Origin of the sequence: Pseudomonas sp. P9_35, assembly GCF_034008205.1 — a bacterium.
GTDB classification, from domain to species: domain Bacteria; phylum Pseudomonadota; class Gammaproteobacteria; order Pseudomonadales; family Pseudomonadaceae; genus Aquipseudomonas; species Aquipseudomonas kilonensis.
Genome location: NZ_CP125373.1, coordinates 943,517 through 966,755 on the forward strand (window position 1 = coordinate 943,517; position 23,239 = coordinate 966,755).

20 protein-coding genes are annotated in these 23,239 nt (G+C 62.0%); 7 read left to right on the forward strand and 13 right to left on the reverse strand.

Going from position 1 to position 23,239, the window contains the following annotated elements; all coding sequences use genetic code 11:
• Window positions 1–168: 168 nt before the first annotated feature.
• Window positions 169–1,089, reverse strand: coding sequence for a LysR substrate-binding domain-containing protein (locus tag QMK47_RS04110; RefSeq protein WP_253471295.1), 921 nt, complete (start codon window positions 1,087–1,089; stop codon window positions 169–171).
• Between the two features lie 136 nt (window positions 1,090–1,225).
• Between QMK47_RS04110 and QMK47_RS04115 the strand changes: the two genes are divergently transcribed.
• The 4 genes from QMK47_RS04115 (at window position 1,226) to QMK47_RS04130 (ending at window position 4,517) form a co-directional block, all read left to right on the forward strand.
• A complete protein-coding gene (locus tag QMK47_RS04115) occupies window positions 1,226–1,864 on the forward strand; it encodes an FMN-dependent NADH-azoreductase (RefSeq protein WP_253471296.1) in 639 nt (212 codons plus the stop codon).
• Between the two features lie 116 nt (window positions 1,865–1,980).
• Window positions 1,981–2,871 (forward strand): esterase/lipase family protein, encoded by an 891-nt coding sequence (locus QMK47_RS04120; RefSeq protein WP_258690274.1) that lies wholly within the window; start codon window positions 1,981–1,983, stop codon window positions 2,869–2,871.
• Window positions 2,872–3,074: 203 nt separating this feature from the next.
• The gene (locus tag QMK47_RS04125; RefSeq protein WP_258690275.1) at window positions 3,075–3,362 is read left to right on the forward strand and encodes a PsiF family protein; all 288 of its coding nucleotides are present in this window, start codon (window positions 3,075–3,077) and stop codon (window positions 3,360–3,362) included.
• Window positions 3,363–3,503: 141 nt separating this feature from the next.
• Window positions 3,504–4,517 carry an AI-2E family transporter gene (locus QMK47_RS04130; protein WP_214511419.1) on the forward strand — a complete coding sequence of 338 codons (1,014 nt, stop codon included), beginning with the start codon at window positions 3,504–3,506 and terminating at the stop codon, window positions 4,515–4,517.
• Between the two features lie 122 nt (window positions 4,518–4,639).
• Here QMK47_RS04130 and QMK47_RS04135 read toward each other — a convergent pair whose 3' ends face one another.
• A complete protein-coding gene (locus QMK47_RS04135; protein ID WP_253471302.1) occupies window positions 4,640–5,914 on the reverse strand; it encodes an Hsp70 family protein in 1,275 nt (424 codons plus the stop codon).
• A gap of 296 nt (window positions 5,915–6,210) precedes the next feature.
• Here QMK47_RS04135 and QMK47_RS04140 point away from each other — a divergent pair, with 296 nt between their 5' ends.
• The 3 genes from QMK47_RS04140 (at window position 6,211) to QMK47_RS04150 (ending at window position 12,768) form a co-directional block, all read left to right on the forward strand.
• Window positions 6,211–7,149 carry a DnaJ C-terminal domain-containing protein gene (locus QMK47_RS04140; RefSeq protein ID WP_320389830.1) on the forward strand — a complete coding sequence of 313 codons (939 nt, stop codon included), beginning with the start codon at window positions 6,211–6,213 and terminating at the stop codon, window positions 7,147–7,149.
• Between the two features lie 166 nt (window positions 7,150–7,315).
• Window positions 7,316–7,615, forward strand: coding sequence for a chaperone modulator CbpM (locus tag QMK47_RS04145; protein WP_253471306.1), 300 nt, complete (start codon window positions 7,316–7,318; stop codon window positions 7,613–7,615).
• A gap of 110 nt (window positions 7,616–7,725) precedes the next feature.
• Window positions 7,726–12,768 carry an NEL-type E3 ubiquitin ligase domain-containing protein gene (locus QMK47_RS04150; RefSeq protein ID WP_320389831.1) on the forward strand — a complete coding sequence of 1,681 codons (5,043 nt, stop codon included), beginning with the start codon at window positions 7,726–7,728 and terminating at the stop codon, window positions 12,766–12,768.
• A gap of 109 nt (window positions 12,769–12,877) precedes the next feature.
• Here the strand turns inward: QMK47_RS04150 and ureC are convergent, their stop codons facing one another.
• The 11 genes from ureC to urtA all read right to left on the reverse strand — a co-directional run bounded on the left by ureC (window position 12,878) and on the right by urtA (window position 23,175).
• Window positions 12,878–14,578: an urease subunit alpha gene (gene ureC / locus QMK47_RS04155; protein WP_018611880.1), complete on the reverse strand. Its 1,701-nt coding sequence runs from the start codon at window positions 14,576–14,578 to the stop codon at window positions 12,878–12,880.
• A gap of 123 nt (window positions 14,579–14,701) precedes the next feature.
• Entirely contained in the window at window positions 14,702–15,010 is a 309-nt protein-coding gene (locus QMK47_RS04160; protein ID WP_046064368.1) for an urease subunit beta, read from the reverse strand.
• The gene (locus QMK47_RS04165) at window positions 15,007–15,540 is read right to left on the reverse strand and encodes a GNAT family N-acetyltransferase (RefSeq protein ID WP_018611882.1); all 534 of its coding nucleotides are present in this window, start codon (window positions 15,538–15,540) and stop codon (window positions 15,007–15,009) included. Before QMK47_RS04165 ends, QMK47_RS04160 begins: the two co-directional genes overlap by 4 nt.
• Before the next feature lie 5 nt (window positions 15,541–15,545).
• Complete coding sequence (locus QMK47_RS04170; RefSeq protein ID WP_320389832.1) at window positions 15,546–16,079, reverse strand: N-acetyltransferase family protein; 534 nt, start codon at window positions 16,077–16,079, stop codon at window positions 15,546–15,548.
• A 9-nt stretch (window positions 16,080–16,088) separates the two neighbouring features.
• Window positions 16,089–16,391, reverse strand: a complete 303-nt coding sequence (ureA, locus tag QMK47_RS04175) for an urease subunit gamma (protein WP_116834063.1) — start codon at window positions 16,389–16,391, stop codon at window positions 16,089–16,091.
• A gap of 152 nt (window positions 16,392–16,543) precedes the next feature.
• Window positions 16,544–17,386, reverse strand: coding sequence for an urease accessory protein UreD (locus QMK47_RS04180; RefSeq protein WP_253471312.1), 843 nt, complete (start codon window positions 17,384–17,386; stop codon window positions 16,544–16,546).
• A 30-nt stretch (window positions 17,387–17,416) separates the two neighbouring features.
• The gene (gene urtE / locus QMK47_RS04185; RefSeq protein ID WP_253471314.1) at window positions 17,417–18,115 is read right to left on the reverse strand and encodes an urea ABC transporter ATP-binding subunit UrtE; all 699 of its coding nucleotides are present in this window, start codon (window positions 18,113–18,115) and stop codon (window positions 17,417–17,419) included.
• Between the two features lie 186 nt (window positions 18,116–18,301).
• Window positions 18,302–19,171: an urea ABC transporter ATP-binding protein UrtD gene (gene urtD, locus QMK47_RS04190; RefSeq protein ID WP_320389833.1), complete on the reverse strand. Its 870-nt coding sequence runs from the start codon at window positions 19,169–19,171 to the stop codon at window positions 18,302–18,304.
• Window positions 19,168–20,247, reverse strand: a complete 1,080-nt coding sequence (urtC, locus tag QMK47_RS04195; RefSeq protein WP_320389834.1) for an urea ABC transporter permease subunit UrtC — start codon at window positions 20,245–20,247, stop codon at window positions 19,168–19,170. Before urtC ends, urtD begins: the two co-directional genes overlap by 4 nt.
• Window positions 20,247–21,749, reverse strand: a complete 1,503-nt coding sequence (urtB, locus tag QMK47_RS04200; RefSeq protein ID WP_320389835.1) for an urea ABC transporter permease subunit UrtB — start codon at window positions 21,747–21,749, stop codon at window positions 20,247–20,249. The genes urtC and urtB overlap by 1 nt, the downstream gene beginning before the upstream one ends.
• 160 nt (window positions 21,750–21,909) lie before the next feature.
• Window positions 21,910–23,175 (reverse strand): urea ABC transporter substrate-binding protein, encoded by a 1,266-nt coding sequence (gene urtA, locus QMK47_RS04205; RefSeq protein ID WP_014336360.1) that lies wholly within the window; start codon window positions 23,173–23,175, stop codon window positions 21,910–21,912.
• Between the last annotated feature and the right edge of the window lie 64 nt (window positions 23,176–23,239).

Here is a 23,239-nt window from a genome sequence, read left to right on the forward strand (position 1 = left end):
TAAGGTGGGAGTGATGAGCGAGGCAAAAAGTTTTATGAAATAACCCCGTGTAGGAGCTGCCGAGTGCAACGAGGCTGCGATCTTGCCCCAGACCATTGAGTCATGAGCGAACGCCGAAAGAGCAAAATCAAAAGATCGTCCGAACGCGGCCCGAGCCTTCGGCAGCTCCTACGCCTGCGACATAGCAAACACTGGGGGAAACCCCGACAGCCGTGCTTCCTCCCCTAGCCACTGGAAGAATGCCCGCACCGGCGGATGGCGTTCGCGGCCCGGGACGCACAGGGCGCTGTAGCCGGCGCCATTGACCTGGACGTCCGGGCGATAGCCCACCAGCAAGCCGCTGGCGATGCTTTCGGAAGCCAGGATATTGCTCGCCAGCACCAGGCCCTGCCCGGCAATCGCCGCTTGCAAGGCGTAATGCTCCTCGTCGTACTCGCGCATGCACGGCTGCCGGGTGAGCCAGGTTTCCCCGGCCTGGGTGCACCAGGCATCCCAACCGTGGGCGTACAGCTTGGAGTTGTGCCAATGCACGCTGATCAGCGTCGGGACCTGCCGTGTCGCCAGGGCCACCTGTTCAGGCGAGCCATAGACCCCGAAGCTTTCATCGAACAGGCACATGCCGTACAGGTTCGGGTAGGCGTCCAGGCTGTAGCGCACCACCAGGTCGACGCTGGCGTCCTGGTGCAGGTCGATCACTTCGCAGTGGGTGTCCAGGCGCACGTTGATGTTCGGGTGACGTGCATAAAAACGCCCGAGGCGAGGCACCAGCCACAGGGCGGCAAACGCTGCGGTGGTGGACAGGGTCAGGTGGCTGGTGCTGCGTTGCGGGCGCAGGGTGTCGACGCTTTGCGCTACCTCCAGCAACGCCCCGTGCAGGCTGTGGAACAAGCGTTGCCCGCCCTCGGTGAGGCGCACCTGGCGTGGCAGGCGTTCGAACAGTGCCAGCCCCAGCCAGCTCTCCAGGGATCGAATCTGATGGGAGACCGCCGTAGGCGTCACCGACAGCTCCGCCGCGGCCGCCTTGAAACTGAGCAGTCGCGCGGCTGCCTCGAAGGCGCGCAGGGCGTTGAGCGGCAGGTTGGCGAACATCCTAATTCTCCTGAAATGCGATGGATGAAATTAACTCATCCAGATGAACTTGCGCTCATTTGTCTGGAAGCAACGCCAGACTTCAAGCTGCAAGGCACAAGCAATGTTTATTGTAGCCGCATAAAAGGAGATTCAGATGAGCAAGATTCTTGTGGTGCATGGCAGCCCCCGTGGCGAGCGTTCTCATTCCCGGCGCCTGGCCGAGGCCTTTGTTTCGGCGTGGCAGGTCGCCCATCCACAATCCCAATTGACCCGTCGCGAAGTTGGACGGACGGTGATTGCGCCGGTCAACGAAGCGTTCATCGCCGCAGCGTTCTATCCTGAGCCCCAGGCTCGACCGTTGATCATGCAAGCGGACCTGGCCCTGAGCGATACCTTGGTCGAGGAGTTGCAAGCCCATGACCGACTGGTGATCTCCGCGCCCATGCACAACTTCAGCGTGCCCAGCGGCGTGAAGGCCTGGATCGACCAGATCGTGCGCATCGGGCTGACGTTCAACCACAGCCTGGATAATGGCGTGTCGCACTACGAGCCGCTGTTGCTGGGCAAGAAAGCCCTGATCGTGACCAGTCGCGGCGATTTCGGTTTCGGGCCTGGCGGCCCGTTGGAGAGCATGAACCACGCCGACACGCTGTTGCGCACCGTCCTGGGGTTTATCGGCATCACCGATGTGACGGTGGTGGCGGCGGAAGGCGAAGAATCGGCCGAGCGCAGCTTTGCGTTGTCCTGCGCCGAGGCCGAGGAGCGTTTGCTGGCCCTGGCACGGTCCTTCTGAGAGGGGCTGCTGCACAGCCCAACGGGAGCAAGCTCTGGCCACGGATTCATCTGGGTGTCATAGACTGGTCATCATCGATACCGATGCTGATCGCTCTTGATCACAAGGATGTCGCCATGTCGCAACGCTGCGCCACTCGTTATCCGCTGGTACTGGTCCCGGGCATGCTCGGGTTCATCCGCCTGGTGTTGTATCCGTACTGGTATGGGATCGTCTCGGCGTTGCGTCGCGGCGGGGCCGTGGTCGTGGCAGTGAAGGTTTCGCCGCTGCATTCTTCCGAGGTGCGCGGCGAGCAATTGCTGGCGCGGATCGAGGAGGTACTGCGGCAAACCGGTGCGCAGAAAGTCAACCTGATCGGCCACAGCCAGGGCAGCCTCACCGCCCGCTATGCGGCCGCCAAACGCCCGGACCTGGTGGCGTCGGTCACCTCGGTGGCCGGCACCAACCACGGCTCCGAACTGGCGGATTACTTGCAAGCCCATTACCCCGCCGACAGTGCCAAGGGGCGCGTGCTCAGTGCCGTGCTGCGCCTGATCAGCGCCCTGATGAGCCTGCTGGAAACCGGCTATCGCGGGCCGAAGCTGCCGGTGGATATTCACGCCTCCCATGCCTCCCTGACCACCGCCGGGGTGGCGCTGTTCAATCAACGTTATCCACAGGGCCTGCCGGCAACCTGGGGCGGGAATGGACCGGAAGAGGTCAATGGCGTGCGTTATTACTCGTGGTCCGGCACCTTGCAGCCGGGCAAGACCGACAAAGGGCGCAACCTGTTCGACGGCACTAACCGCAGCTGCCGTTTATTTGCGCGTACGTTTGTGAGGGAAGCGGGGCAATGCGACGGCATGGTCGGACGCTACAGCTCGCACCTGGGCACGGTCATCGGCGATGACTATCCGCTGGACCACTTCGATGTCGTCAACCAATCGCTGGGACTGGTGGGCAAGGGGGCCGAGCCGATCCGGTTGTTTGTCGAGCATGCCGAGCGGTTGAAGGCTGCCGGGGTGTAGCCCGTTAGGAGGACCGCATTATCGTTCATCGCGAGCAAGCTCGCTCCCACAGTGGATTGGTGTTGCTAGGTCCATTGTGGGAGCGAGCTTGCTCGCGAAAGCGGTAGATCAGGCCCAGAGAATCTACCTGGTGAAGGTGTAACAGGCTTTGTCTACACTGCACCTCATCGCCACACCCTCGTGTGGCAGCCAGGAGAAACATCATGAAGATGCTGCGTGTCCCTCTGTTGATGATTGGTTTGCTACTGTGTTCCCAGGGCTTCGCCGCGACGGCGCAGCAGACCAAGATGACCACCTGCAACGCCGACGCCACCGCCAAGACGCTCAAGGGCGACGAGCGCAAGGCGTTCATGAGCACCTGTCTCAAGGCTACCGCTGCACCGAGCACCCCGCAGGAACGTATGAAAACCTGCAACGCCACCGCCACCACCCAGGCGTTGAAGGGCGATGCCCGCAAAGCGTTCATGAGTGATTGCCTGAAGAAGAAATAAGCGTTGAACCCATGGGGCCGGCACAGCCACCGCAAAAAAAACCCTGAACTGCGACTAAGGTCGGCCGATACAATCCCTAGTGCTGCCAGTGGAAGGCTGGCAGACTGCCGATCCTTTCACGCCGTTTTGTCCTGAGGCTGTATGCCAACGTTTTCTCAGCGTCATGTGTTGTTGGTGATCAGTTGGGTGATCATTTTTGGTGGGCTGTTGCTGGTGCTGCCGCTGCGCCTGTTGCCGAGCCTGCTGGCCGGGCTGCTGGTGTTCGAACTGGTCAACATGCTCACCCCGCAGTTGCAGCGACTGATCGAAGGCCGCCGTGCCCGTTGGTTGGCGGTGGCGTTGCTGGGCACGCTGGTGGTCAGTGTGCTGACGCTGATCTTCGCCGGCGCCATCAGTTTCCTGTTGCATGAAGCGGAAAATCCAGGCGCGTCCCTGGACAAGTTCATGACCGTGGTCGACCGTGCCCGCGGGCAATTGCCGCCGTTCATCGACGCTTACCTGCCGGCCAGCGCCGCCGAGTTCCGGGTGGCGATCGGTGACTGGGTGAGCAAGCACCTGAGCGACCTGCAACTGGTGGGCAAGGACGCGGCCCACATGTTCGTGACGTTGCTCATCGGCATGGTGCTGGGGGCCATCGTTGCCCTGCAGCGCATCCCCGACCTGACCAAGCGCAAGCCCCTGGCCGCGGCGCTGTTCGATCGCCTGAACCTGCTGGTCAAGGCGTTTCGCAACATCGTCTTCGCCCAGATCAAGATTTCCTTGCTCAACACCTTCTTCACCGGGATTTTCCTGGCGGTGGTGCTGCCGCTGTTCGGCATCAAGCTACCGCTGACCAAGACCCTGATCGTGATGACGTTCCTGTTGGGGCTGCTGCCGGTCATTGGCAACCTGATGTCCAACACGCTGATCACCATTGTCGGCCTGTCGATATCGATCTGGGTGGCGGTGGCGGCGCTGGGCTACCTGATCCTGATCCACAAGCTCGAGTACTTCCTCAATGCCCGCATCGTCGGCGGGCAGATCAGCGCCAAGTCCTGGGAGTTGCTCATGGCGATGCTGGTATTCGAAGCCGCATTCGGCCTGCCGGGGGTGGTGGCGGGGCCGATTTATTATGCGTATCTCAAGAGTGAGTTGAAGCAGGTGGGGATGGTCTGATCGGGCAGTTGTATTGCCTGGTCTACCGCTTTCGCGAGCAAGCTCGCTCCCACAGTTAACCGAGTGAATGCGGTCAACTGTGGGAGCGAGCTTGCTCGCGATTCAGACGCCTCGGTCTGGGATCAGACCTGGCTCCCATACCGCTTCATCGCCTCGATCGCCAACCCGCTGCCGATACTGCCGAAGATATTGCCTTCCACATGTCGCGCCTGGGGCAGCATCGCCGAGACGCTGTTGCGCAGCGCCGGGATGCCGCTGGAACCGCCGGTGAAGAACACCGTGTCGACCTGATCGACCCGCACGTTGGCATCGTTGAGCAACTGCGTGACGCTGCCGCGTACCCGCTCCAGCAAGCCGTCGATGGCCGACTCGAACAAGGCCCGGCTCAGGTCCACGCTCAGGCCCGGCTCGATCCGGTCCAGGAGCAAATGGCGCTGGTCGGCGTGGGTCAGCTCGATCTTGGTTTCTTCCACTTCCATCGCCAGCCAGTGCCCGGCGCGCTGTTCGATCAGCTTGAACAGCCGGTCGATGCCGCCGGTGTCTTCGATGTCGTAGCGCATGCTGCCCAGGGCGAGGGTGGATTTTTGCGAGTACACCGCGTTGATGGTGTGCCAGGTCGCCAGGTTCATGTGGTGACTGGTGGGCATGTAGGCGCCACTCTTCATGCGGCTGCCGTAGCCGAACAGCGGCATCAGGCCGGCCAGCGAGAGTTGCTTGTCGAAATCGGTCCCGCCGATGTGCACGCCACCGGTGGCGAGGATGTCGTCGTGGCGGTTGTCGTGGGTGCGGCGCTCGGGGGACAGGCGCACCAGGGAGAAGTCCGAAGTACCGCCGCCGATGTCGACGATCAGCACCAGCTCTTCTTTCTCGATGGTCGATTCATAGTCGAATGCCGCTGCGATAGGTTCGTACTGGAACGAAACCTCCTTGAAACCGATGGCGCGGGCGACGTCCACCAACGTGTTTTCCGCTTCCTGGTCGGCCATTTCATCGTCGTCGACGAAAAACACCGGGCGACCCAGCACCACTTCTTCGAATTCCCGACCGGCGGTGGCTTCGGCGCGTTTCTTCAACTGGCCGATGAACAGCCCCAGCAGATCCTTGAACGGCATGGCCGTGCCCAACACGCTGGTGTCGTGCTTGATCAGCTTGGAGCCCAGCAGGCTCTTGAGCGAGCGCATCAGCCGGCCTTCGTAGCCTTCCAGGTATTCGTGCAGGGCCAGGCGGCCATACACCGGGCGACGTTCCTCGAGATTGAAAAAAACCACCGAAGGCAGGGTGATCTTGTCGTCCTCCAGCGCGATCAACGTTTCCATGCCGGGGCGCAGCCAGCCGACAGTGGAGTTGGACGTGCCAAAGTCGATGCCGCAGGCACGGGCCGGGGATGCGTTTTTCATGTCTTTCGGGTTCCAGTTGAAAAAACGGCCGCGCAGTGTATGTCAGTGCGGCGCGGATTCGAAGGCCGGTTATCTGCTAATTCGCAAACACCGGCCTTGAAAGACAGGCTTATACCCCCAAACTTGCTGGCATGGGCCTGGTAGCACAGGGCGGGTACAAGAACCGCCACCGGCTGCCGATAAACTTCTGACGCACCGTCCGGTCACAAACCTTGAGATTGGTCAAACTCCGGGGCTTGTACCACGAGCATGCTGTGCATGGCGGTGCTATATCGATAACGGATGGTGATCCTTCAATGGACTTCAAAGATTATTACAAGATCCTGGGTGTCGAGCCGACGGCTGACGACGCCACGATCAAGGCTGCCTATCGCAAACTGGCGCGCAAGTACCACCCGGATGTAAGCAAGGAAAAGGACGCCGAGACCAAGTTCAAGGACGTCTCCGAAGCCTATGAAGCGCTGAAAAGCGCCGACAAGCGCGCCGAATACGACGACCTGCGCCGCTACGGCCAGCACGGCCAGCCGTTCCAGGGCCCGCCGGGTTGGCAGAGCCGTGGTGGTTTTGGCGGCCAGGACACCGGCGACTTCTCGGACTTCTTCAGTTCTATTTTTGGTAATCGCGGGCCGGGTTTCGGTGGCGGACAGTCAGGTCGCAGCGCCGGCCGTCGAGGGCAAGACGTGGAAATGGAATTACCGATCTTCCTGGAAGAGACCCTGTCGAGCGAGTCGAAGAAGGTCACCTTCCAGGTGCCGCAGTACAACGCGGCCGGCCAGCACGTGAGCAACACCAGCAAAAGCCTGAACGTGAAGATTCCACTGGGCGTGACCGACGGCGAACGCATCCGCCTCAAGGGCCAGGGTGCGCCAGGTATCGGTGGCGGCGCCAATGGCGATTTGTACCTGACCATTCGCTTCGCGCCACACCCCAAGTTCGACGTCGAAGGCCAGGACCTGATCATCACCTTGCCCCTGGCACCGTGGGAACTGGCGCTGGGCACCGAAGTGGCGGTGCCGACCCTCACCGGCAAGATCAACCTCAAGGTTCCGGCCGGCAGCCAGAACGGCCAGCGCATGCGCGCCAAGGGCCACGGCCTGCGCAACAAGGCCGGCGAGCGCGGCTACCTGTTCGTGCAGCTCAAGGCCGTGATGCCCAAGGCCAGCGACGAGGCGGTCAAGGCGTTGTGGGCGGAACTGGCGAAGAAAGCCGCGTTCGATCCGCGGGAGAACTTCTGAACACGGCCGGTCTTTGAACATCGTCCGTAGGAGCTGACGAGTGGAACGAGGCTGCGATCTTTTGATCTTTCGCTCTAGACTCAATGGGTAGTGGAAAGATCGCAGCCTCGTTCCACTCGTCAGCTCCTACGCTCCTACACAGTTACAGCATTGGGAGAAGCAGACCATGAGTAACCCGATCATTGAACTGAACCTGAGGGAGTTCTGCGAGGCCGCCGCGTTGGCGGATGTCCATGTCATCGAAATCGTCGAACATGGGATCCTCGAGCCCGAAGGCACGGTGCCGACAGACTGGCGCTTCACCGATTACGAACTGCTCCTGGCCAAGCGTGCCGCGAAGCTGCGACACGACCTGGACCTGGAATGGGAAGGCGTCGCCCTGGCGCTGGACCTGCTGGAAGAAGTCCAGCAACTGCGGGCCGAGAACCGTCGGCTGCGTCAGCAACTGGGGCGTTGGGTGGAATGAATGGTGCGGGTCAGGACGACATTCGGATCGAAAGAGCGATAGATAGTTACCGCACTCACCGCTGAAAGGCTGGTTAGGCTCGGGTTTTCCACCATCAAGGATGACCCGATATGCCAGAACCGATTCTTGCCCCCGTGCGCCCCGAAGGCCGCGGCCTGCACTTGGACCTGCTCAAGGCCCGTATTCCCGGCTGGTACAGCGGCGCTATCATGCAGCGTCAGCAGGAGTTGAGCGACCATGAGCTGGAACTTCCAGACTGGTACGTGAAGACTTCCCACGAAACCAGGACCAGCCTCAAGCACAGTCACTCCCGCTACCGCGAAACCCTGAACCAGATCGACAATGTGCTGGGCAACATCCAGGACATCCGCGCCTTTGCCGAGCCGCTGCTTACCCAGGCGATCCAGACTGAATTCAAGCAAACACTGAACGTCAACCAGGTGTATTTCGTCCGCAAGTACGGGCTCAAGATGCGCGATGATTTTTTCGGCGCGCTCGTCCTCGATAACGAGGGCAGTCATTTCGATCGCTACGAATACCGCGGCACTTCGCTGCTGGAGGCCGCGCTGGCCAATTTCGAGCCCGACGAAGAGAACAAACCCGGCTGCACCGACTGCAGCCTCGTTACCACGGTGCGTCCGTTTTATGGTGGCGAGGTTATTCCTTCTATCAACGCCTTTCGCGCCGGGGAGTTGCCGATCGTGCCCGAGGCCTTTGCCAGGCTGTGCCGCAAACTGGACCTGGGACGCCGGTATCAAGAACACATCAACGCCATCGTACGGCCGATCAACCACGAGGTACGCCGCCAGTTGGATCGCCAACTGCGCGACCATCACAAAGAGGGATTGGCGTTGTGTGTCGAGGTGGCCAGGGCCAAGGGCGACATCAGCGTGGCCGTCTACCGAATGTTGCAGCAAGTGGTCAGCGACCAACGTGCGATCTTGCTTGATGGCCGGGCGGTGACGTTCACCTCATTGAGCATTTTCGGTATCGAGCTGGTTGGTCCAGTGCTGATCGGCCCCGACCGTGAAAGCAGTCGCCGGGCGGAGCGGGTCGTGGCCTATATGCCGGGCGATCCCGAACAGCCTCTCAAGGAATATGCCTCCAGCGCTGAATTCATGGTCGATCTTCGGCGGCGCCTGCACGGTATCGCTTACCGGCGATTCTTCAGTCGTTTTGTGCCGTTGCGTCAGCAAGGCGCTTTTTTCGAGCGGTTCAACCACCTCTATCAATCTTCCACAGAGGCAGATGATCAGGTCGATTTCCCTCTCAAATCGCCGTTGCGGAATCTGCCCATGGCAACGGCAGCCTTTCCCGAACCTTTATGGGAATCGCTGCGTCTCAGGCAAATCCAGAAGATCCAGCTCAATGCCCGCGCAGTGGCGGTGCCCACCGGTGACGAAGACAAAAAAGCCCGTCTGGCGCGTCTGGACAGTTACCTGGATGCCGTGATCGATGTCTTCAACCTGGCAGCGTTCGTGGTGCCAGGGCTTGGGCCGCTGATGCTGACGGTAGGCGCCGTGCAGATGTTCAACGAAGCGTTCGAGGGCATCGAAGCGTTCGAGCGCGGGGAGACCAGGGAAATGTGGGCGCACTTCTCAAGCGTGGCCCTCAACACGGCATTCGTCGCCACCGGCGCGGCGGTGTTGCCGCACATTCAATGGTCGAGCACGGTGGATCAGTTGGAGCCGGTCCAACTGGCCAACGGTGAATCACACCTCTGGCGCCCCGACCTGACGCCTTATCAGAGTGTGCGGGAACCACCCGCGACCTCGGTTCCGGATGCTCAAGGGCTGTACCGGGTCGATGGCCGGGACGTTGTGCCGCTGGACGGCCAGCATTACGAGGTGCAACAGGATCCGACGACCCGGCGCTATCGCATTCGTCACCCTTCCCGGGGGCCGGACGCTTATCAGCCCGGGCTGACGGACAACGGCAGAGGTGCCTGGAGCCATGAACTGGAACAGCCGCGAAGCTGGGAGGGGGCGACGTTGATGCGCCGACTCGGCCGTTGCGTCAAGGATTTCAGTGACGCTGATCTGGAGCAGATCCGCACGGCCAGTGGTACGAGCGAGGAGGTGCTGCGGCGGCTGCATGTCGAGGGCGAGCCGATGCCTGCTTTGCTGGCCGACACGATCAAGCGCTTCGACCTGTGCCGACAAGTCGACCGTTTCATTGAGCAACTGCAAAGCGAAGACCCGCTGCGGTATGAAGCAGCCGATCCGATGACCCAGCTGCATCTACTCGCTGGCTACGGTCCTTGGCCAAAGGGGCTGAGATTGACGGTGGTCGACGGCTCGGGCAAGACGCTTTGGGAATATGCTCGTCCATCGGAAGGGGGCGCCCCGTTTCGAGATGTCATCATCCCCGAGGGGAAAGTCCGCACGCCTTCGGTGCTGAAGAATCTGATCCAGGCGGTGGATGCTGCGGGGGGCGACCTGTTGGTCGGTACGACCCCGGCGATTGCGAAAACGAATATGGACGCTCGGGTCCGGCAGTTGCGCAAAAAACTCGTCGCCGTGGTGGCGCGCGAAAAGGTGCAACTGTTCAACGATCATTACGCCAAAGGTGACGTGTCGAGCGACCCGCGTGCAACGCTGATCAAATCCCGTTTCCCCTCGGTTCCGGCGGCGGCAATCGACCAGATAGTAGCGTTTGCCAGCCCGACCGAGCATCAGCAGATGGCCGCTTGGGACTTCACGGATGCCACCCAGACCAAACCCATCCCACTGCGCATCGCCGAGGAGCTGCGTGACTACCAGCGAGCGCTGCGTTTGAACCGGGCATACGAAGGTTTACACCGTGAAACGCTGGCCACGGCTGACACGCCTCGGTTGGCGTTGGCGACCTTGAAAACCTTGCCCGGTTGGAGTGATACGGTGCGCATCGAGCTGCGCGAAGATGACGTTTCAGGCGTTGTGATCGAGAGTATCGGGCCACAAGACCCGACGCAGACCAAGATCGTGGTCAAGGACGATGATCGTTACAAGGCCTTTGACGACAAAGGCAATGACCTGAGCCACTGGGGGAGTCTCTACGATGCCTTGCAACATGCCCTCCCGGATGCCGAGCGTCAGGCCATGGGCCGGCCTTCGATGCATCAGGGCAATCTCTTGCAAGCGGCTATTGGTGCAACACCATTAGACCAAGTCGCGCTGGCGCAGCTCTTGAAAATGCCACCGCTCAAACCCTCCTTCAAGTCGCCGATGCGCCTGGCTTCGGGCAAGGTTGGCTATCCCATGAGTGGGGTACGGGACCGGCTGGGCCTGGGCCGGTCGCGGGAACGTCGGGTGCTGGACTTGTACCCGGACTATACGAGCGAGCAAGTCCAGAGCCTGCTGCGGTCCTTGGGTGATGAAGCCGTTCCGGAACTCAAGCGGCGTAAAATCGAGTTGGATACGCTGCGCCGGGAGCTGGATCACTGGGCCAGCCTCCCCCTGATGCTGGATGTGGGTAATGACCGTATCCGGCGGGTGCCGCCAGCGGTCAGGCAAGGGGTGGCTGAGCGCATCAAACGGTGCTGGAGGCGCCAGACGCCGGTCGTTACGGCGGTGGATGGCAGCAGGGTCGGGTATGAGCTTGATTTGAGTGGGCAGGACGTAGGAACGTTGCCGGGCCTGTCGGCCGACTTTAGCCATGTGGCCTCGCTAAAGCTTCGAGACATGAGGTTGTCGGAATCCTCCTGCGACAGATTCCTCACGGGCTTCTCCTCGCTTCGCTGGTTGGACATGTCCAGCAACAGGTTGACCGATATTCCTGCATCGCTGGGGTTGATGAATGGTTTGACCAGGCTGCAGTTGCGGTCGAATCAAATCAGGTTGACACCCCGCGGCATTCAGATCCTGGAGGGGCGTGCCAGTCTGAAAATTCTCAACCTGGATCATAATTCGCTGGGCCGGTTACCGGACTTCAGCCCTCTGACCAACCTGCGCGGATTGAGTCTGAGGGACACTGGAATTGACACCTGGCCTACCGGTTTGCGCGATCAGCCGCTGGAACAGATTGATTTACGCAACAACCAACTGACCGATGTGCCGGCTGATCTGACTTCCCCGCCAGCCGAGCGTGCTCATGCCACGGCACGTGTCAATGGCGTGACCCTGATCCAAGGTAATCCGTTGAGCGAGGCGACCCAGCAGCGCTTGCGTGATTACTGGACGAACCTTTTCCCATTGCATCCCGAATGGGTGGCCTTGCGTTTGCACGGTGCGTTTGAGCCTGCCCCGGCGCAAAGGCTGTCGAATGTGGATCTGTGGTTGCGAGACCTGCCCACGGAGCAATTGCAGGACAAAAAGGCGTTGTGGCAAAGCCTGAAGGCTGAAGCCCAATCCAGGGAGTTTTTTCAGCTGTTGAACCGATTGGCCGGCTCCTACCAGGAAGTGGAAAATTATCCGGACCTCCAGGCGCGTGTCTGGCAGATGCTTGAAGCGATCAGGGATTGCACCGAGTTGCGGCGTGAACTGTTCGACCTGGCTGGCGCGCCGGCGTGTGAGGATCGCGCCGCGTTGTCCTTCAGCTACCTGGAAATCAAATTGATGATCCACAACGCCAAGGCCCTGACGGTGGGAGAACAGGAGGCTGTGGCGCTGATCCGGCTGGCCAAGGGGCTGTTTCGCCTCGACGAAGTGGAGCGCATTGCCCTGCAAGATATCCAGCAGCGGCGTGACACGATCAATGCCCGCCGGGATCTCACCACCGCGCAGAAGAACCGGCTCATCAGGCAGATCGAAGAAGTAGAGGTGCGCCTGGCCTACCGGGTCGGTCTCAAGGATCGACTGGAACTGCCCGGACAGCCCAAGGGTGGGCGATTTATCCAGGTGGCCGGCGTTACGGCAGAGATGCTCAATGCGGCGGCAGCCGCGATCATCGCGCTGGATGATTCACCGAAGCAATTGCAGTCGCTGGTTGGCCGGGACTTTTGGATCGATTACGTGAAGCAAAACCGCGCGAGCCTTTTCCAGGCGATGAATGATGCTCTCATCGCCGATCAGCTTGAGCTGGATGAGGCGAAAGCGGCCGGAACCCTGGAGGAGCCCGACTATGTCAGCCAATCCGAGGCACTGGGCTTGCAACACAAGGTCAAGGAAGCGGAGCTGATCCAGTTATTGACCGAAGAGGAGCTGGAGGCGCTGGTGGAAAGCACGGACCTATAAGACGACCCCGAAAAAATGTGGGAGCGAGCTTGCTCGCGATGGCGGCGGCACATTCAACACGTATGCAAGCTGAACCATCGCTATCGCGAGCAAGCTCGCTCCCACAGGATCAAAACAGGAAATAGCGCTGCGCCATCGGCAGCACTTCGGCCGGCTCGCACCACAGCAATACGCCGTCGGCCTTGACCTGGTAGGTCTGTGGGTCAACGTCGATGCTCGGTAGGTAATCGTTGTGGATCAGGTCGGTTTTCTGTACATCGCGGCAGCCTTTGACCACGGCGATTTTCTTCTTCAGCCCAAGCTGTTCCGGCAACCCGGCCTCGGCGGCGGCCTGGCTGATGAAGGTCAGGCTGGTGGCATGCCGCGAGCCGCCAAAGCTGGCGAACATCGGTCGGTAGTGCACTGGTTGCGGCGTCGGGATCGAGGCGTTGGCGTCGCCCATCAGGCTGGCGGCAATCGCCCCGCCCTTGAGGATCAACGTCGGCTTGACGCCGAAGAACGCTGGGCGCCACAGCACCAGGTCGGCCCACTTGCCCACTTCGATGGAGCCCACTTCATGGCTGATGCCGTGGGTGATCGCCGGGTTGATGGTGTACTTGGCGATGTAGCGCTTGATGCGGAAGTTGTCGTTGCCTTCGCCGTCGCCGGGCAGGGCGCCGCGTTGTTTCTTCATCTTGTCGGCGGTCTGCCAGGTGCGCGTGATGACTTCGCCGACGCGGCCCATGGCCTGGCTGTCGGAGCTGATCATCGAGAAGGCACCGAGGTCATGGAGAATGTCTTCGGCGGCGATGGTCTCGCGGCGGATGCGGCTTTCGGCGAAGGCCACGTCTTCGGCAATGCTCGGGTCCAGGTGATGGCAGACCATCAGCATGTCCAGGTGTTCGTCGATGGTGTTGCGGGTGAACGGCCGGGTCGGGTTGGTGGAGCTGGGCAGCACGTTGGCGAAGCCGCAGGCCTTGATGATGTCCGGCGCATGACCGCCACCGGCACCTTCGGTGTGGTAGGTGTGGATGGTGCGGCCCTTGAAGGCGGCGAGGGTGGTTTCGACGAAGCCCGATTCGTTGAGGGTGTCGGTGTGGATCGCTACCTGCACGTCGTACTGGTCGGCCACGCTCAAGCAGTTGTCGATGGCGGCCGGGGTGGTGCCCCAGTCTTCGTGCAGCTTCAGTCCGATGGCGCCGGCCTTGACCTGTTCGATCAACGGCTCCGGCAGGCTGGCGTTGCCCTTGCCGGTGAAACCGATGTTCATCGCGAAGGCATCGGCGGCCTGGAGCATGCGCGCAAGGTGCCATGGGCCGGAGGTACAGGTGGTGGCGTTGGTCCCGGTGGCGGGACCGGTGCCGCCACCGATCATGGTGGTGACGCCGCTCATCAGCGCTTCTTCGATCTGCTGGGGGCAGATGAAATGGATGTGGGTGTCGATGCCGCCGGCGGTGAGGATCATGCCTTCGCCGGCGATCACTTCGGTGCTGGCGCCGATGGCGATGGTCACGTCGGGCTGGATGTCCGGGTTGCCGGCCTTGCCGATGGCCGCGATGCGGCCGTCCTTGAGGCCGACATCGGCCTTGACGATGCCCCAGTGGTCGATGATCAGCGCGTTGGTGATCAAGGTGTCGACGACCTCGGCGGCCAGCAGCTGGCTTTGGCCCATGCCGTCGCGAATCACCTTGCCGCCGCCGAATTTCACTTCTTCGCCGTAGGTGGTGAAGTCCTTTTCCACTTCGATCCACAACTCGGTGTCGGCCAGGCGGACCTTGTCACCGACGGTGGGGCCGAACATGTCGGCGTAGGCTTGTCTCGAAATCTTCATGTGCTTTCCTGATCGTTCCCACGCTCTGCGTGGGAATGCCGCCATGGACGCTCTGCGTCCGCTTGTGTGACGCGGAGCGTCACGGGATGCATTCCCACGCAGAGCGTGGGAACGAGCTGACGCTTAGTCCAATTCGCCCATGACCCGCCCGGCAAACCCGAACACCCGGCGATGCCCGGCCAGGTCCACCAGTTCCACCTCGCGGCTCTGGCCAGGTTCGAAGCGCACTGCGGTGCCGGCCGGGATGTTCAAGCGCATGCCGCGGCTGGCGGCGCGGTCGAAGGTCAGGGCGTCGTTGGTTTCGAAAAAGTGATAGTGCGAACCGACCTGGATCGGCCGGTCGCCGCTGTTGGCGACGTTCAGCGTGAGCGTGCGGCGACCGACGTTGAGTTCGATGTCGCCAGGCTGGACCTGGTATTGCCCTGGAATCATTGCGGTTGCCCCAAAGTCTTGTAGTAAATGGTGGTCGCGGTATACGTCCCGTCCGGGCTCTGGCAGTAGTCGGGCAGCTCGCCGACGCGGGTGTAGCCCATGGCCCGGTAGAACGCCTCGGCCTCGGAGCCGGCCTGGGTGTCGAGGTACAGCAGGCCGCGCTTGTGCTGGCGGGCGCCGAGTTCCAGGGCACTCATCAATTGCTGGCCCAGGCCACGGCGGCGGGCCTCGCCGCGCACCAGCAGCTTCTGCACTTCGGCGCGGTTGAGGCCGTTGGGCTTCTGGCACAGGGCAAGCTGGACGCTGGCCTGCACCTGTTCATCCTTGACCACCACCCACAGCAGCAGGTGGCCCTGGTTGAGGCTGGCCTGGACCTCGTCGAAATAGGCGCGGGCCTGGTCGGCATCGAGATCGGCCAGGAACCCCACGCTGGCGCCGTATCCGACGGCGTCGAGCAACAGATCGATCAGGCCCTGGCGATAATGCGCAAAGCTTTCAGCGTGGACACGACGTAACTGGGCGGGGTTCATAGGCATCACTCCTTGTCGAAGACGGGCGGTTGCGCCCCGGGATTGAGGACCAACTGCATGAAAGTCAGATCCAGCCAGCGGCCGAACTTGGTACCCACCTGGGGCATCTGCCCGGTGGTGACGAAACCTGCGCGCTCGTGCAGGCGAATCGAGGCGGTATTGCCGCTCTCGATGGCGGCGACCATCACGTGTTTGCCGCAGGCCCTGGCGCGCTCGATCAATGCGCTCATCAACAACGGGCCGAGGCCATTGCCGCGCTGGTCGCGGCGGACGTAGACCGAATGCTCCACGGTGTGCCGGAAACCGTCGAAAGGCCGCCAGTCGCCGAATGAAGCGTAGCCGAGCACGTTCTCCTCGGCGTCGACCATCACCAGCACCGGATAGCCTTGGGATTGTCGGGCGCTGAACCACGCCTGGCGATTGCCCAGGTCCACGGCCTGTTCGTTCCAGATCGCGGTGGTGTTCAGTACCGCGTCGTTGTAGATATCGCGGATCGCTGGCAGGTCCGCCAGTTGGGCGTCACGCACGCGGTAAGTCATGGCGTGGCCTCAGGCGATGGGTTGGTGGACGGTGACCAGTTTGGTGCCGTCGGGAAACGTCGCCTCGACCTGGATCTCGGGGATCATTTCCGGAATGCCTTCCATCACCTGCTCGCGGCTCAGCAGCGTGGTGCCGTAGTGCATCAGCTCGGCGACGGTCTGGCCGTCACGGGCGCCTTCGAGCAGGGCCGCGGAAATGTAGGCCATGGCCTCCGGGTAGTTGAGCCTCAGGCCACGGGCCAACCGTCGTTCGGCGACGAGGCCGGCGGTGAAGATCAGCAGCTTGTCTTTTTCGCGTGGGGTCAGGTCCATGTGCAATCCATAAGGGCAGATAAAAAATTTTCGCTGTAAACCCATTCCACTGTGGGAGCGAGCTTGCTCGCGATAGCAATCGAACATTCAACATAGCCGTTGGCTGATACACCGCTATCGCGAGCAAGCTCGCTCCCACAGGAAAAGCAGATTCATGTGCTCCAGATTCGGGGTGGCACGGCCTCTCTGCCAAGCAATGCAGGCCTGAGTAAACGCCACAACTCAATCAACCACCCCCGCGCCAGCAACGCCTCGCTCGCCAGGCAGCGGGCCACGACCAGGCCGGGTAATTGGGTCAGGTCGCCGCGCACGGCATGGCCCAGGGATCGGCAGTGTTCCAGCAATTCGCTGTCGATCTCGCCGGTCACCAGCAACGTGGCGAACACCGGATCGCCGCCCAGCCCGATGGGTGAGTCGAGCAACCCATCACCGCCCACAATGCGCTGGCGCTCGTGCCACAGCAACTGGCCGTCGCGGCGAATGTCCAGCCGTGATTGAAAGTGCCCCAGGTCAAACCGCTCGCCGCTGGCCGGTCGGCCGAGGGCAACCATGTCCCAGTAGAACAGGCGCCCGTCGCCCTGCAAGTCGATGCTCGTGCTGAGTTCGGCCTGGGCCGCGCTGAAGACGATGGTTTCCTGGGGCAGCCATTCCAGGGTCGCGCCGGGGGCCACGCTCAGGGTCAACTGCTGGTACGCAGGGCCGGCGGCGCGATACCACTTGGCCGCGCCCGGGCTGGTCAACTGCGCCCAGGCGCCCGGGCCGACGTGGGCCGAGATGTCCAGGCGGTCACCGCCGGCAATCCCGCCGGGCGGGTGGACGATGATGTGCTGGCACACTTCGGGGCCCTCGGCGTACAAGTGCTTCTGCACCCGCAGCGGACCTTTGTGGCGGCGCTGTACCGGACGTGTGCAGTCGCCGAATCGGGCATAACCCAAGTCCAGCTCGGCGTGCCAGCTGGGGGTGAACAGGGCTGATGACGAAACAGGTAGATTCATGATTTTCTAATGATCGTCGGGACGCTAAGGCTAGATCGTAACCAGCCCGCGCACACCCTCGGTTTCCATATTTTCTCCACGGCCCTGCTGCACGATCTCGCCCCGGGACATCACCAGGTACTGATCGGCCAGCTCGGCGGCGAAGTCGTAGAACTGCTCCACCAGCAAAATCGCCATGTCGCCCCGGGCCGCCAGTTTCTTGATCACCACGCCGATCTCCTTGATCACCGAGGGCTGGATGCCTTCGGTGGGCTCGTCGAGAATCAGCAGGCGCGGACGGCTGGCCAGGGCCCGGCCAATGGCGAGCTGCTGTTGCTGGCCGCCGGACAGGTCACCGCCACGACGCTGTTTCATTTGCAGCAGCACCGGGAACAATTCGTAGATGAATGCCGGCACTTCCTTGGCTTCGGAGCCGGGAAAGCGCGACAGGCCCATCAGCAGGTTTTCTTCCACCGTCAGCCGCCCGAAAATCTCCCGGCCCTGGGGCACGTAGGCGATGCCGGCATGCACCCGTTGGTGTGGCTTGAACGTAGTGATGGCTTTGCCTTCCCAATTCACCGCACCTTCCTTGGCCGGCAACAGGCCCATCAGGCATTTGAGCAGGGTGGTCTTGCCTACGCCGTTGCGCCCCAGCAGGCAGGTCACCTCGCCGACCTTGGCGTCGAACGACAGGCCCCGCAGGATGTGGCTACCGCCGTAGTACTGGTGCAGTTTGTCGACTTGCAGCATGTCTTGAATTCCCCTCAAATCCCCTGTGGGAGCAATAGCTTTCTGTAGAAGCAATACCTTTCTGTGGGAGCAAAGCTTGCTCGCGATGAACGATAACGCGGTCCTTCCGATGGACCGAGGCGCTGCTATCGCGAGGAAGCTTTGCTCCCACAGGCTCGCTCCCACAGGGGAACAGTGTTTGCAGGTCTAGCGACCGAGATACACCTCGATCACCCGCTCATTTTCCTGCACCTGTTCCAGCGACCCTTCGGCCAGCACGCTGCCCTGGTGCAGCACGGTGACGTGGTCGGCGATCGCGCCGACGAAGCCCATGTCGTGCTCCACCACCATCAGCGAATGCTTGCCCGCCAAGGACTTGAACAGCTCGGCGGTGAACTCGGTCTCGGCGTCGGTCATGCCCGCCACCGGTTCGTCGAGCAGCAGCAATTGCGGGTCTTGCACCAGCAGCATGCCAATCTCCAGGAACTGCTTCTGCCCGTGGGACAGCAACCCGGCGGCGCGGTTGACCGAGGTGGTGAGGCGGATGGTCTCGAGCACTTCGCTGATGCGATCGTGCTGCTCGCCAGTGAGTTTCGCCCGCAGGCTGGCCCACACCGATTTGTCGGTCTTGAGCGCCAGCTCCAGGTTTTCGAACACGCTCAACGCTTCGAACACCGTGGGTTTCTGGAACTTGCGACCGATGCCGGCCTGGGCGATCGCCACTTCGCTCATGCTGGTCAGGTCCAGGGTTTCGCCGAACCAGGCCTTGCCATGGCTGGGGCAGGTCTTGCCGGTGATCACGTCCATCAGCGTGGTCTTGCCGGCGCCGTTGGGGCCGATGATGCAGCGCAACTCGCCGACGCCGATGTACAGGTTCAAATCGTTCAAGGCCTTGAAACCGTCGAAACTGACGCTGATGTCTTCCAGGGTCAGGATGGTGCCGTGGCGGGTGTTCAGGCCCACGCCGGCCGCTTGGCCGAGGCCGATGGCGTCGCGGCTGCTGCCAGCGTCCTGGTTGGGTTCCGGCGGGAAGAAGGCGGGTTCGAGCATGAATTCGGCACTCGCTGTGATTCTCATTGTTCACCTCTTTTCTTCAGCAGACCGATCACGCCCTTGGGCAGATACAGGGTCACGACGATGAACAGCGCACCGAGGAAAAATAGCCAGTACTCAGGAAACGCCACGGTGAACCAGCTCATCATGCCGTTGACTACGCCGGCACCCAGCAGCGGTCCGATCAGCGTGCCGCGCCCGCCAAGGGCGACCCACACGGCGGCCTCGATGGAGTTGGTCGGCGACATTTCGCTGGGGTTGATGATGCCCACCTGCGGCACGTACAACGCCCCGGCCAGGCCGCACAACACCGCGCTCAACACCCAGACGAACAGCTTGAAACCACGGGGATCGTAACCGCAGAACATCAGGCGGTTTTCCGCGTCGCGCAGGGCCGTCAGCACCCGGCCGAACTTGCTGCGGGCCAGGCGCCAGCCGATGAACAGGCTCGCCACCAGCAATAACACCGTGGCGAAAAACAGCACCGCACGGGTGCCCGGCTCGGTGATGCCAAAGCCCAGGATCGAGCGGAAATTGGTGAAGCCGTTGTTGCCGCCAAACCCGGTTTCGTTGCGGAAAAACAACAGCATCCCGGCGAAGGTCAGGGCCTGGGTCATGATCGAGAAATACACGCCCTTGATCCGCGAACGGAAGGCGAAGAAACCGAACACCAACGCCAGCAAACCCGGCGCCAGCACCACCAGGCACATGGCCCAGAGGAAACTGTCGGTGCCGGCCCAGTACCAGGGCAGCTCGGTCCACGACAAGAAGGTCATGAACGCCGGCAAGCCATCGCCAGCGGCCTGGCGCATCAGGTACATGCCCATGGCGTAGCCGCCCAGGGCGAAGAACAGGCCGTGGCCCAGGGAGAGCAAGCCGGCGTAGCCCCAGACCAGGTCGAGGGCCAGGGCGACGATGGCGTAGCAGAGAATCTTGCCCACCAGGGTCAGGGTATACGCCGAGACGTGCAGCGGATTGTCCGCCGCCAACAGTGACAGTAGCGGCAGGCTCAACAGCACGGCCAGGATCAACATGCCGACGACGAGGGTAATTTTGGGACCGGCCTTTTGCGTGGCCGTGAGCATCAGGGGCTGGTTCATCAGTCGATTACCCGTCCTTTGAGCGCGAAGAGGCCTTGCGGACGCTTCTGAATGAACAGAATGATCAGCGCGAGGATCAGGATCTTGCCGAGCACGGCGCCGATCTGCGGTTCGAGGATCTTGTTGGCGATGCCCAGGCCGAACGCGGCGAACACGCTACCGGCCAACTGGCCGACGCCGCCGAGCACCACCACCAGGAACGAGTCGATGATGTAGCTCTGGCCCAGGTCCGGGCCGACGTTACCGATCTGGCTCAGGGCCACGCCGCCCAACCCGGCGATGCCCGAGCCGAGGCCGAAGGCGAGCATGTCCACCCGCCCGGTGGGCACGCCGCAGCAGGCGGCCATGTTGCGGTTCTGCGTCACCGCGCGGACGTTAAGGCCCAGGCGCGTCTTGTTCAGCAACAGCCAGGTCAGCACCACCACGAACAAGGCAAAGGCGATGATCACGATGCGGTTGTATGGCAGCACCAGATTCGGCAACACCTGAATGCCGCCTGAGAGCCAGGCCGGGTTGGCGACTTCGACGTTCTGCGCGCCGAACACCAGGCGCACCAGTTGGATCAGCATCAGGCTGATGCCCCAGGTGGCGAGCAGGGTTTCCAGCGGCCGCCCGTAGAGGTGGCGAATCACCGTGCGCTCCAGGGCCATGCCGATCGCGGCGGTAATGAAAAAGGCCACCGGCAGGGCGATCAGCGGATAGAACTCGATGGCGTTCGGGGCGAAGCGCTGGAACAGCATCTGCACCACATAAGTGGAGTAGGCACCCAGCATCAGCATCTCGCCGTGGGCCATGTTGATCACCCCCAGCAGGCCGAAGGTGATGGCCAGGCCGAGGGCGGCGAGCAGCAGGATCGAACCCAGGGACATGCCGCTGAAGGCTTGGCCCAGCAACTCGCCCACCAGGAGTTTGCGTTTGACCTGGCTGAGGCTGGTTTCGGCAGCGGTGCGCACACTGGCATCGCTTTCGACGCCGGGCTCAAGCAAACCTTCCAGGCGTGTGCGGGCCAATGGATCGCCGGTTTCCCCCAGCAGGCGGACGGCGGCCAGGCGTACGCCCGGGTTGGCGTCTACCAGTTGCAGGTTCGCCAGGGCCAGGCTCAGGGCGGCGTGTACATCTTCGTCCTGCTCGCCGGCCAGTTGCCGGTCGAGAAACGCCAGTTGCGCCGGGCGGGCACTTTTTTGCAGTTGCTGCGCCGCGCCAAGGCGTACGCGGGCATCGACGGCGAGCAATTGATGGCTGGCGAGGGCGGTTTCGATCAGCCCGCGCAAGCGGTTGTTCAAGCGCAGGGTCTTGGGTTGGCCGTCGACGGTCAACTGGCCCTGTTGCAGGGCGTTGATCAGTTCGACGCGTTCCGGCTCCGGCTGCGCGGCCCAGGTCTCCAGGAGCTTGGCCTGCTGGGTCGGGTTGGCGGCGACGAAGTCTTCGGCGTCACCGGCGTGGGCCTCCAGTGGCAACAGCAGCACCAGGGCGAGGATGAGGCGGTAAAGGGCGGTGGGCATATGCTAGGCCTTGCGCGGTGCTTTTTTGTGGGAGCGAGCTTGCTCGCGATAGCGGTGTGTCAGTCACATGTCTTCTGGCTGATCCGCCGCTATCGCGAGCAAGCTCGCTCCCACAGGGGTTGTGTGTCGACCCGGGGATTGGGGGCCGACACCCATGGGCTCAGTTGCTCTTCACCGCATAGTCAGGCTTCTTGTCGTTGCCGGCGATGAACGGGCTCCACGGTTGCGCGCGGATCGGGCCTTCGGTCTGCCATACCACGTTGAACTGACCGTCGGCCTGGATCTCGCCGATCATCACTGGCTTGTGCAGGTGATGGTTGGTCTTGTCCATGGTCAGGGTGTAGCCCGATGGTGCGGCGAAGGTCTGGCCGGCCAGGGCTTCGCGGACTTTGTCGACGTCGGTGGACTTGGCTTTTTCCACGGCTTGCGCCCACATGTGGATGCCGACGTAGGTGGCTTCCATCGGGTCGTTGGTCACGGCTTTGTCGGCGCCTGGCAGGTTCTTGGCCTTGGCGTAGGCTTTCCAGGAATCGACGAATTTCTTGTTCGCCGGATTCTCCACGGATTCGAAGTAGTTCCACGCCGCCAGGTTACCCACCAACGGTTTGGTGTCGATGCCGCGCAGTTCCTCTTCGCCCACCGAGAACGCCACGACCGGTACGTCGGTGGCTTTCAGGCCCTGGTTCGCCAGTTCTTTATAGAACGGCACGTTGGAGTCGCCGTTGACCGTGGAGATAACCGCGGTCTTGCCGCCAGCCGAGAACTTCTTGATGTTGGCCACGATGGTCTGGTAATCGCTGTGGCCGAACGGGGTGTAGACCTCTTCGATGTCCTTGTCCGCCACCCCTTTGGAGTGCAGGAACGAGCGCAGGATCTTGTTGGTGGTGCGCGGGTAGACGTAGTCGGTGCCCAGCAGGAAATAACGCTTGGCGCTGCCGCCTTCTTCGCTCATCAGGTATTCCACCGCCGGAATCGCCTGCTGGTTCGGCGCGGCGCCGGTGTAGAACACGTTTGGCGACATCTCTTCACCTTCGTATTGCACCGGGTAGAACAGCAGCCCATTGAGTTCTTCGAACACGGGCAACACGGATTTACGCGACACCGACGTCCAGCAGCCGAACACCACGGCGACCTTGTCCTGGGTCAGCAACTGACGGCCCTTTTCGGCGAACAGCGGCCAGTTCGACGCCGGGTCCACGACCACCGCTTCAAGCTTCTTGCCGTTCACACCACCCTTGGCGTTGATCTCATCAATGGTCATCAACGCCATGTCCTTGAGGGACGTCTCGGAGATCGCCATGGTGCCGGACAGCGAATGCAGGATGCCGACCTTGATGGTCTCGGCGGCCTGGACGGTCCAGGCCATGCCCATCGCGGCAATGCTTGCCGAGAGTGTAAAAGCCTTGATCAAGCTACGACGCTTCATTGTGCGATCTCCGTGGACTTATGAATTTTTTTTGAGGGCAGATGCAAACGCTGAAAGCGCTTTT

Coding starts and splice junctions, on each gene's coding strand:
- urtC (WP_320389834.1), bottom strand. CDS start 20,247: ATGAACCAGCCCCTGATGCTCACGGCCACGCAAAAGGCCGGTCCCAAA.
- urtD (WP_320389833.1), bottom strand. CDS start 19,171: ATGAGAATCACAGCGAGTGCCGAATTCATGCTCGAACCCGCCTTCTTC.
- ureA (WP_116834063.1), bottom strand. CDS start 16,391: ATGGACCTGACCCCACGCGAAAAAGACAAGCTGCTGATCTTCACCGCC.
- urtE (WP_253471314.1), bottom strand. CDS start 18,115: ATGCTGCAAGTCGACAAACTGCACCAGTACTACGGCGGTAGCCACATC.
- QMK47_RS04125 (WP_258690275.1), top strand. CDS start 3,075: ATGAAGATGCTGCGTGTCCCTCTGTTGATGATTGGTTTGCTACTGTGT.
- QMK47_RS04165 (WP_018611882.1), bottom strand. CDS start 15,540: ATGAACCCCGCCCAGTTACGTCGTGTCCACGCTGAAAGCTTTGCGCAT.
- ureC (WP_018611880.1), bottom strand. CDS start 14,578: ATGAAGATTTCGAGACAAGCCTACGCCGACATGTTCGGCCCCACCGTC.
- QMK47_RS04150 (WP_320389831.1), top strand. CDS start 7,726: ATGCCAGAACCGATTCTTGCCCCCGTGCGCCCCGAAGGCCGCGGCCTG.
- urtA (WP_014336360.1), bottom strand. CDS start 23,175: ATGAAGCGTCGTAGCTTGATCAAGGCTTTTACACTCTCGGCAAGCATT.
- QMK47_RS04180 (WP_253471312.1), bottom strand. CDS start 17,386: ATGAATCTACCTGTTTCGTCATCAGCCCTGTTCACCCCCAGCTGGCAC.
- QMK47_RS04160 (WP_046064368.1), bottom strand. CDS start 15,010: ATGATTCCAGGGCAATACCAGGTCCAGCCTGGCGACATCGAACTCAAC.
- QMK47_RS04120 (WP_258690274.1), top strand. CDS start 1,981: ATGTCGCAACGCTGCGCCACTCGTTATCCGCTGGTACTGGTCCCGGGC.
- QMK47_RS04110 (WP_253471295.1), bottom strand. CDS start 1,089: ATGTTCGCCAACCTGCCGCTCAACGCCCTGCGCGCCTTCGAGGCAGCC.
- QMK47_RS04135 (WP_253471302.1), bottom strand. CDS start 5,914: ATGAAAAACGCATCCCCGGCCCGTGCCTGCGGCATCGACTTTGGCACG.
- QMK47_RS04170 (WP_320389832.1), bottom strand. CDS start 16,079: ATGACTTACCGCGTGCGTGACGCCCAACTGGCGGACCTGCCAGCGATC.
- QMK47_RS04145 (WP_253471306.1), top strand. CDS start 7,316: ATGAGTAACCCGATCATTGAACTGAACCTGAGGGAGTTCTGCGAGGCC.
- urtB (WP_320389835.1), bottom strand. CDS start 21,749: ATGCCCACCGCCCTTTACCGCCTCATCCTCGCCCTGGTGCTGCTGTTG.
- QMK47_RS04130 (WP_214511419.1), top strand. CDS start 3,504: ATGCCAACGTTTTCTCAGCGTCATGTGTTGTTGGTGATCAGTTGGGTG.
- QMK47_RS04140 (WP_320389830.1), top strand. CDS start 6,211: ATGGACTTCAAAGATTATTACAAGATCCTGGGTGTCGAGCCGACGGCT.
- QMK47_RS04115 (WP_253471296.1), top strand. CDS start 1,226: ATGAGCAAGATTCTTGTGGTGCATGGCAGCCCCCGTGGCGAGCGTTCT.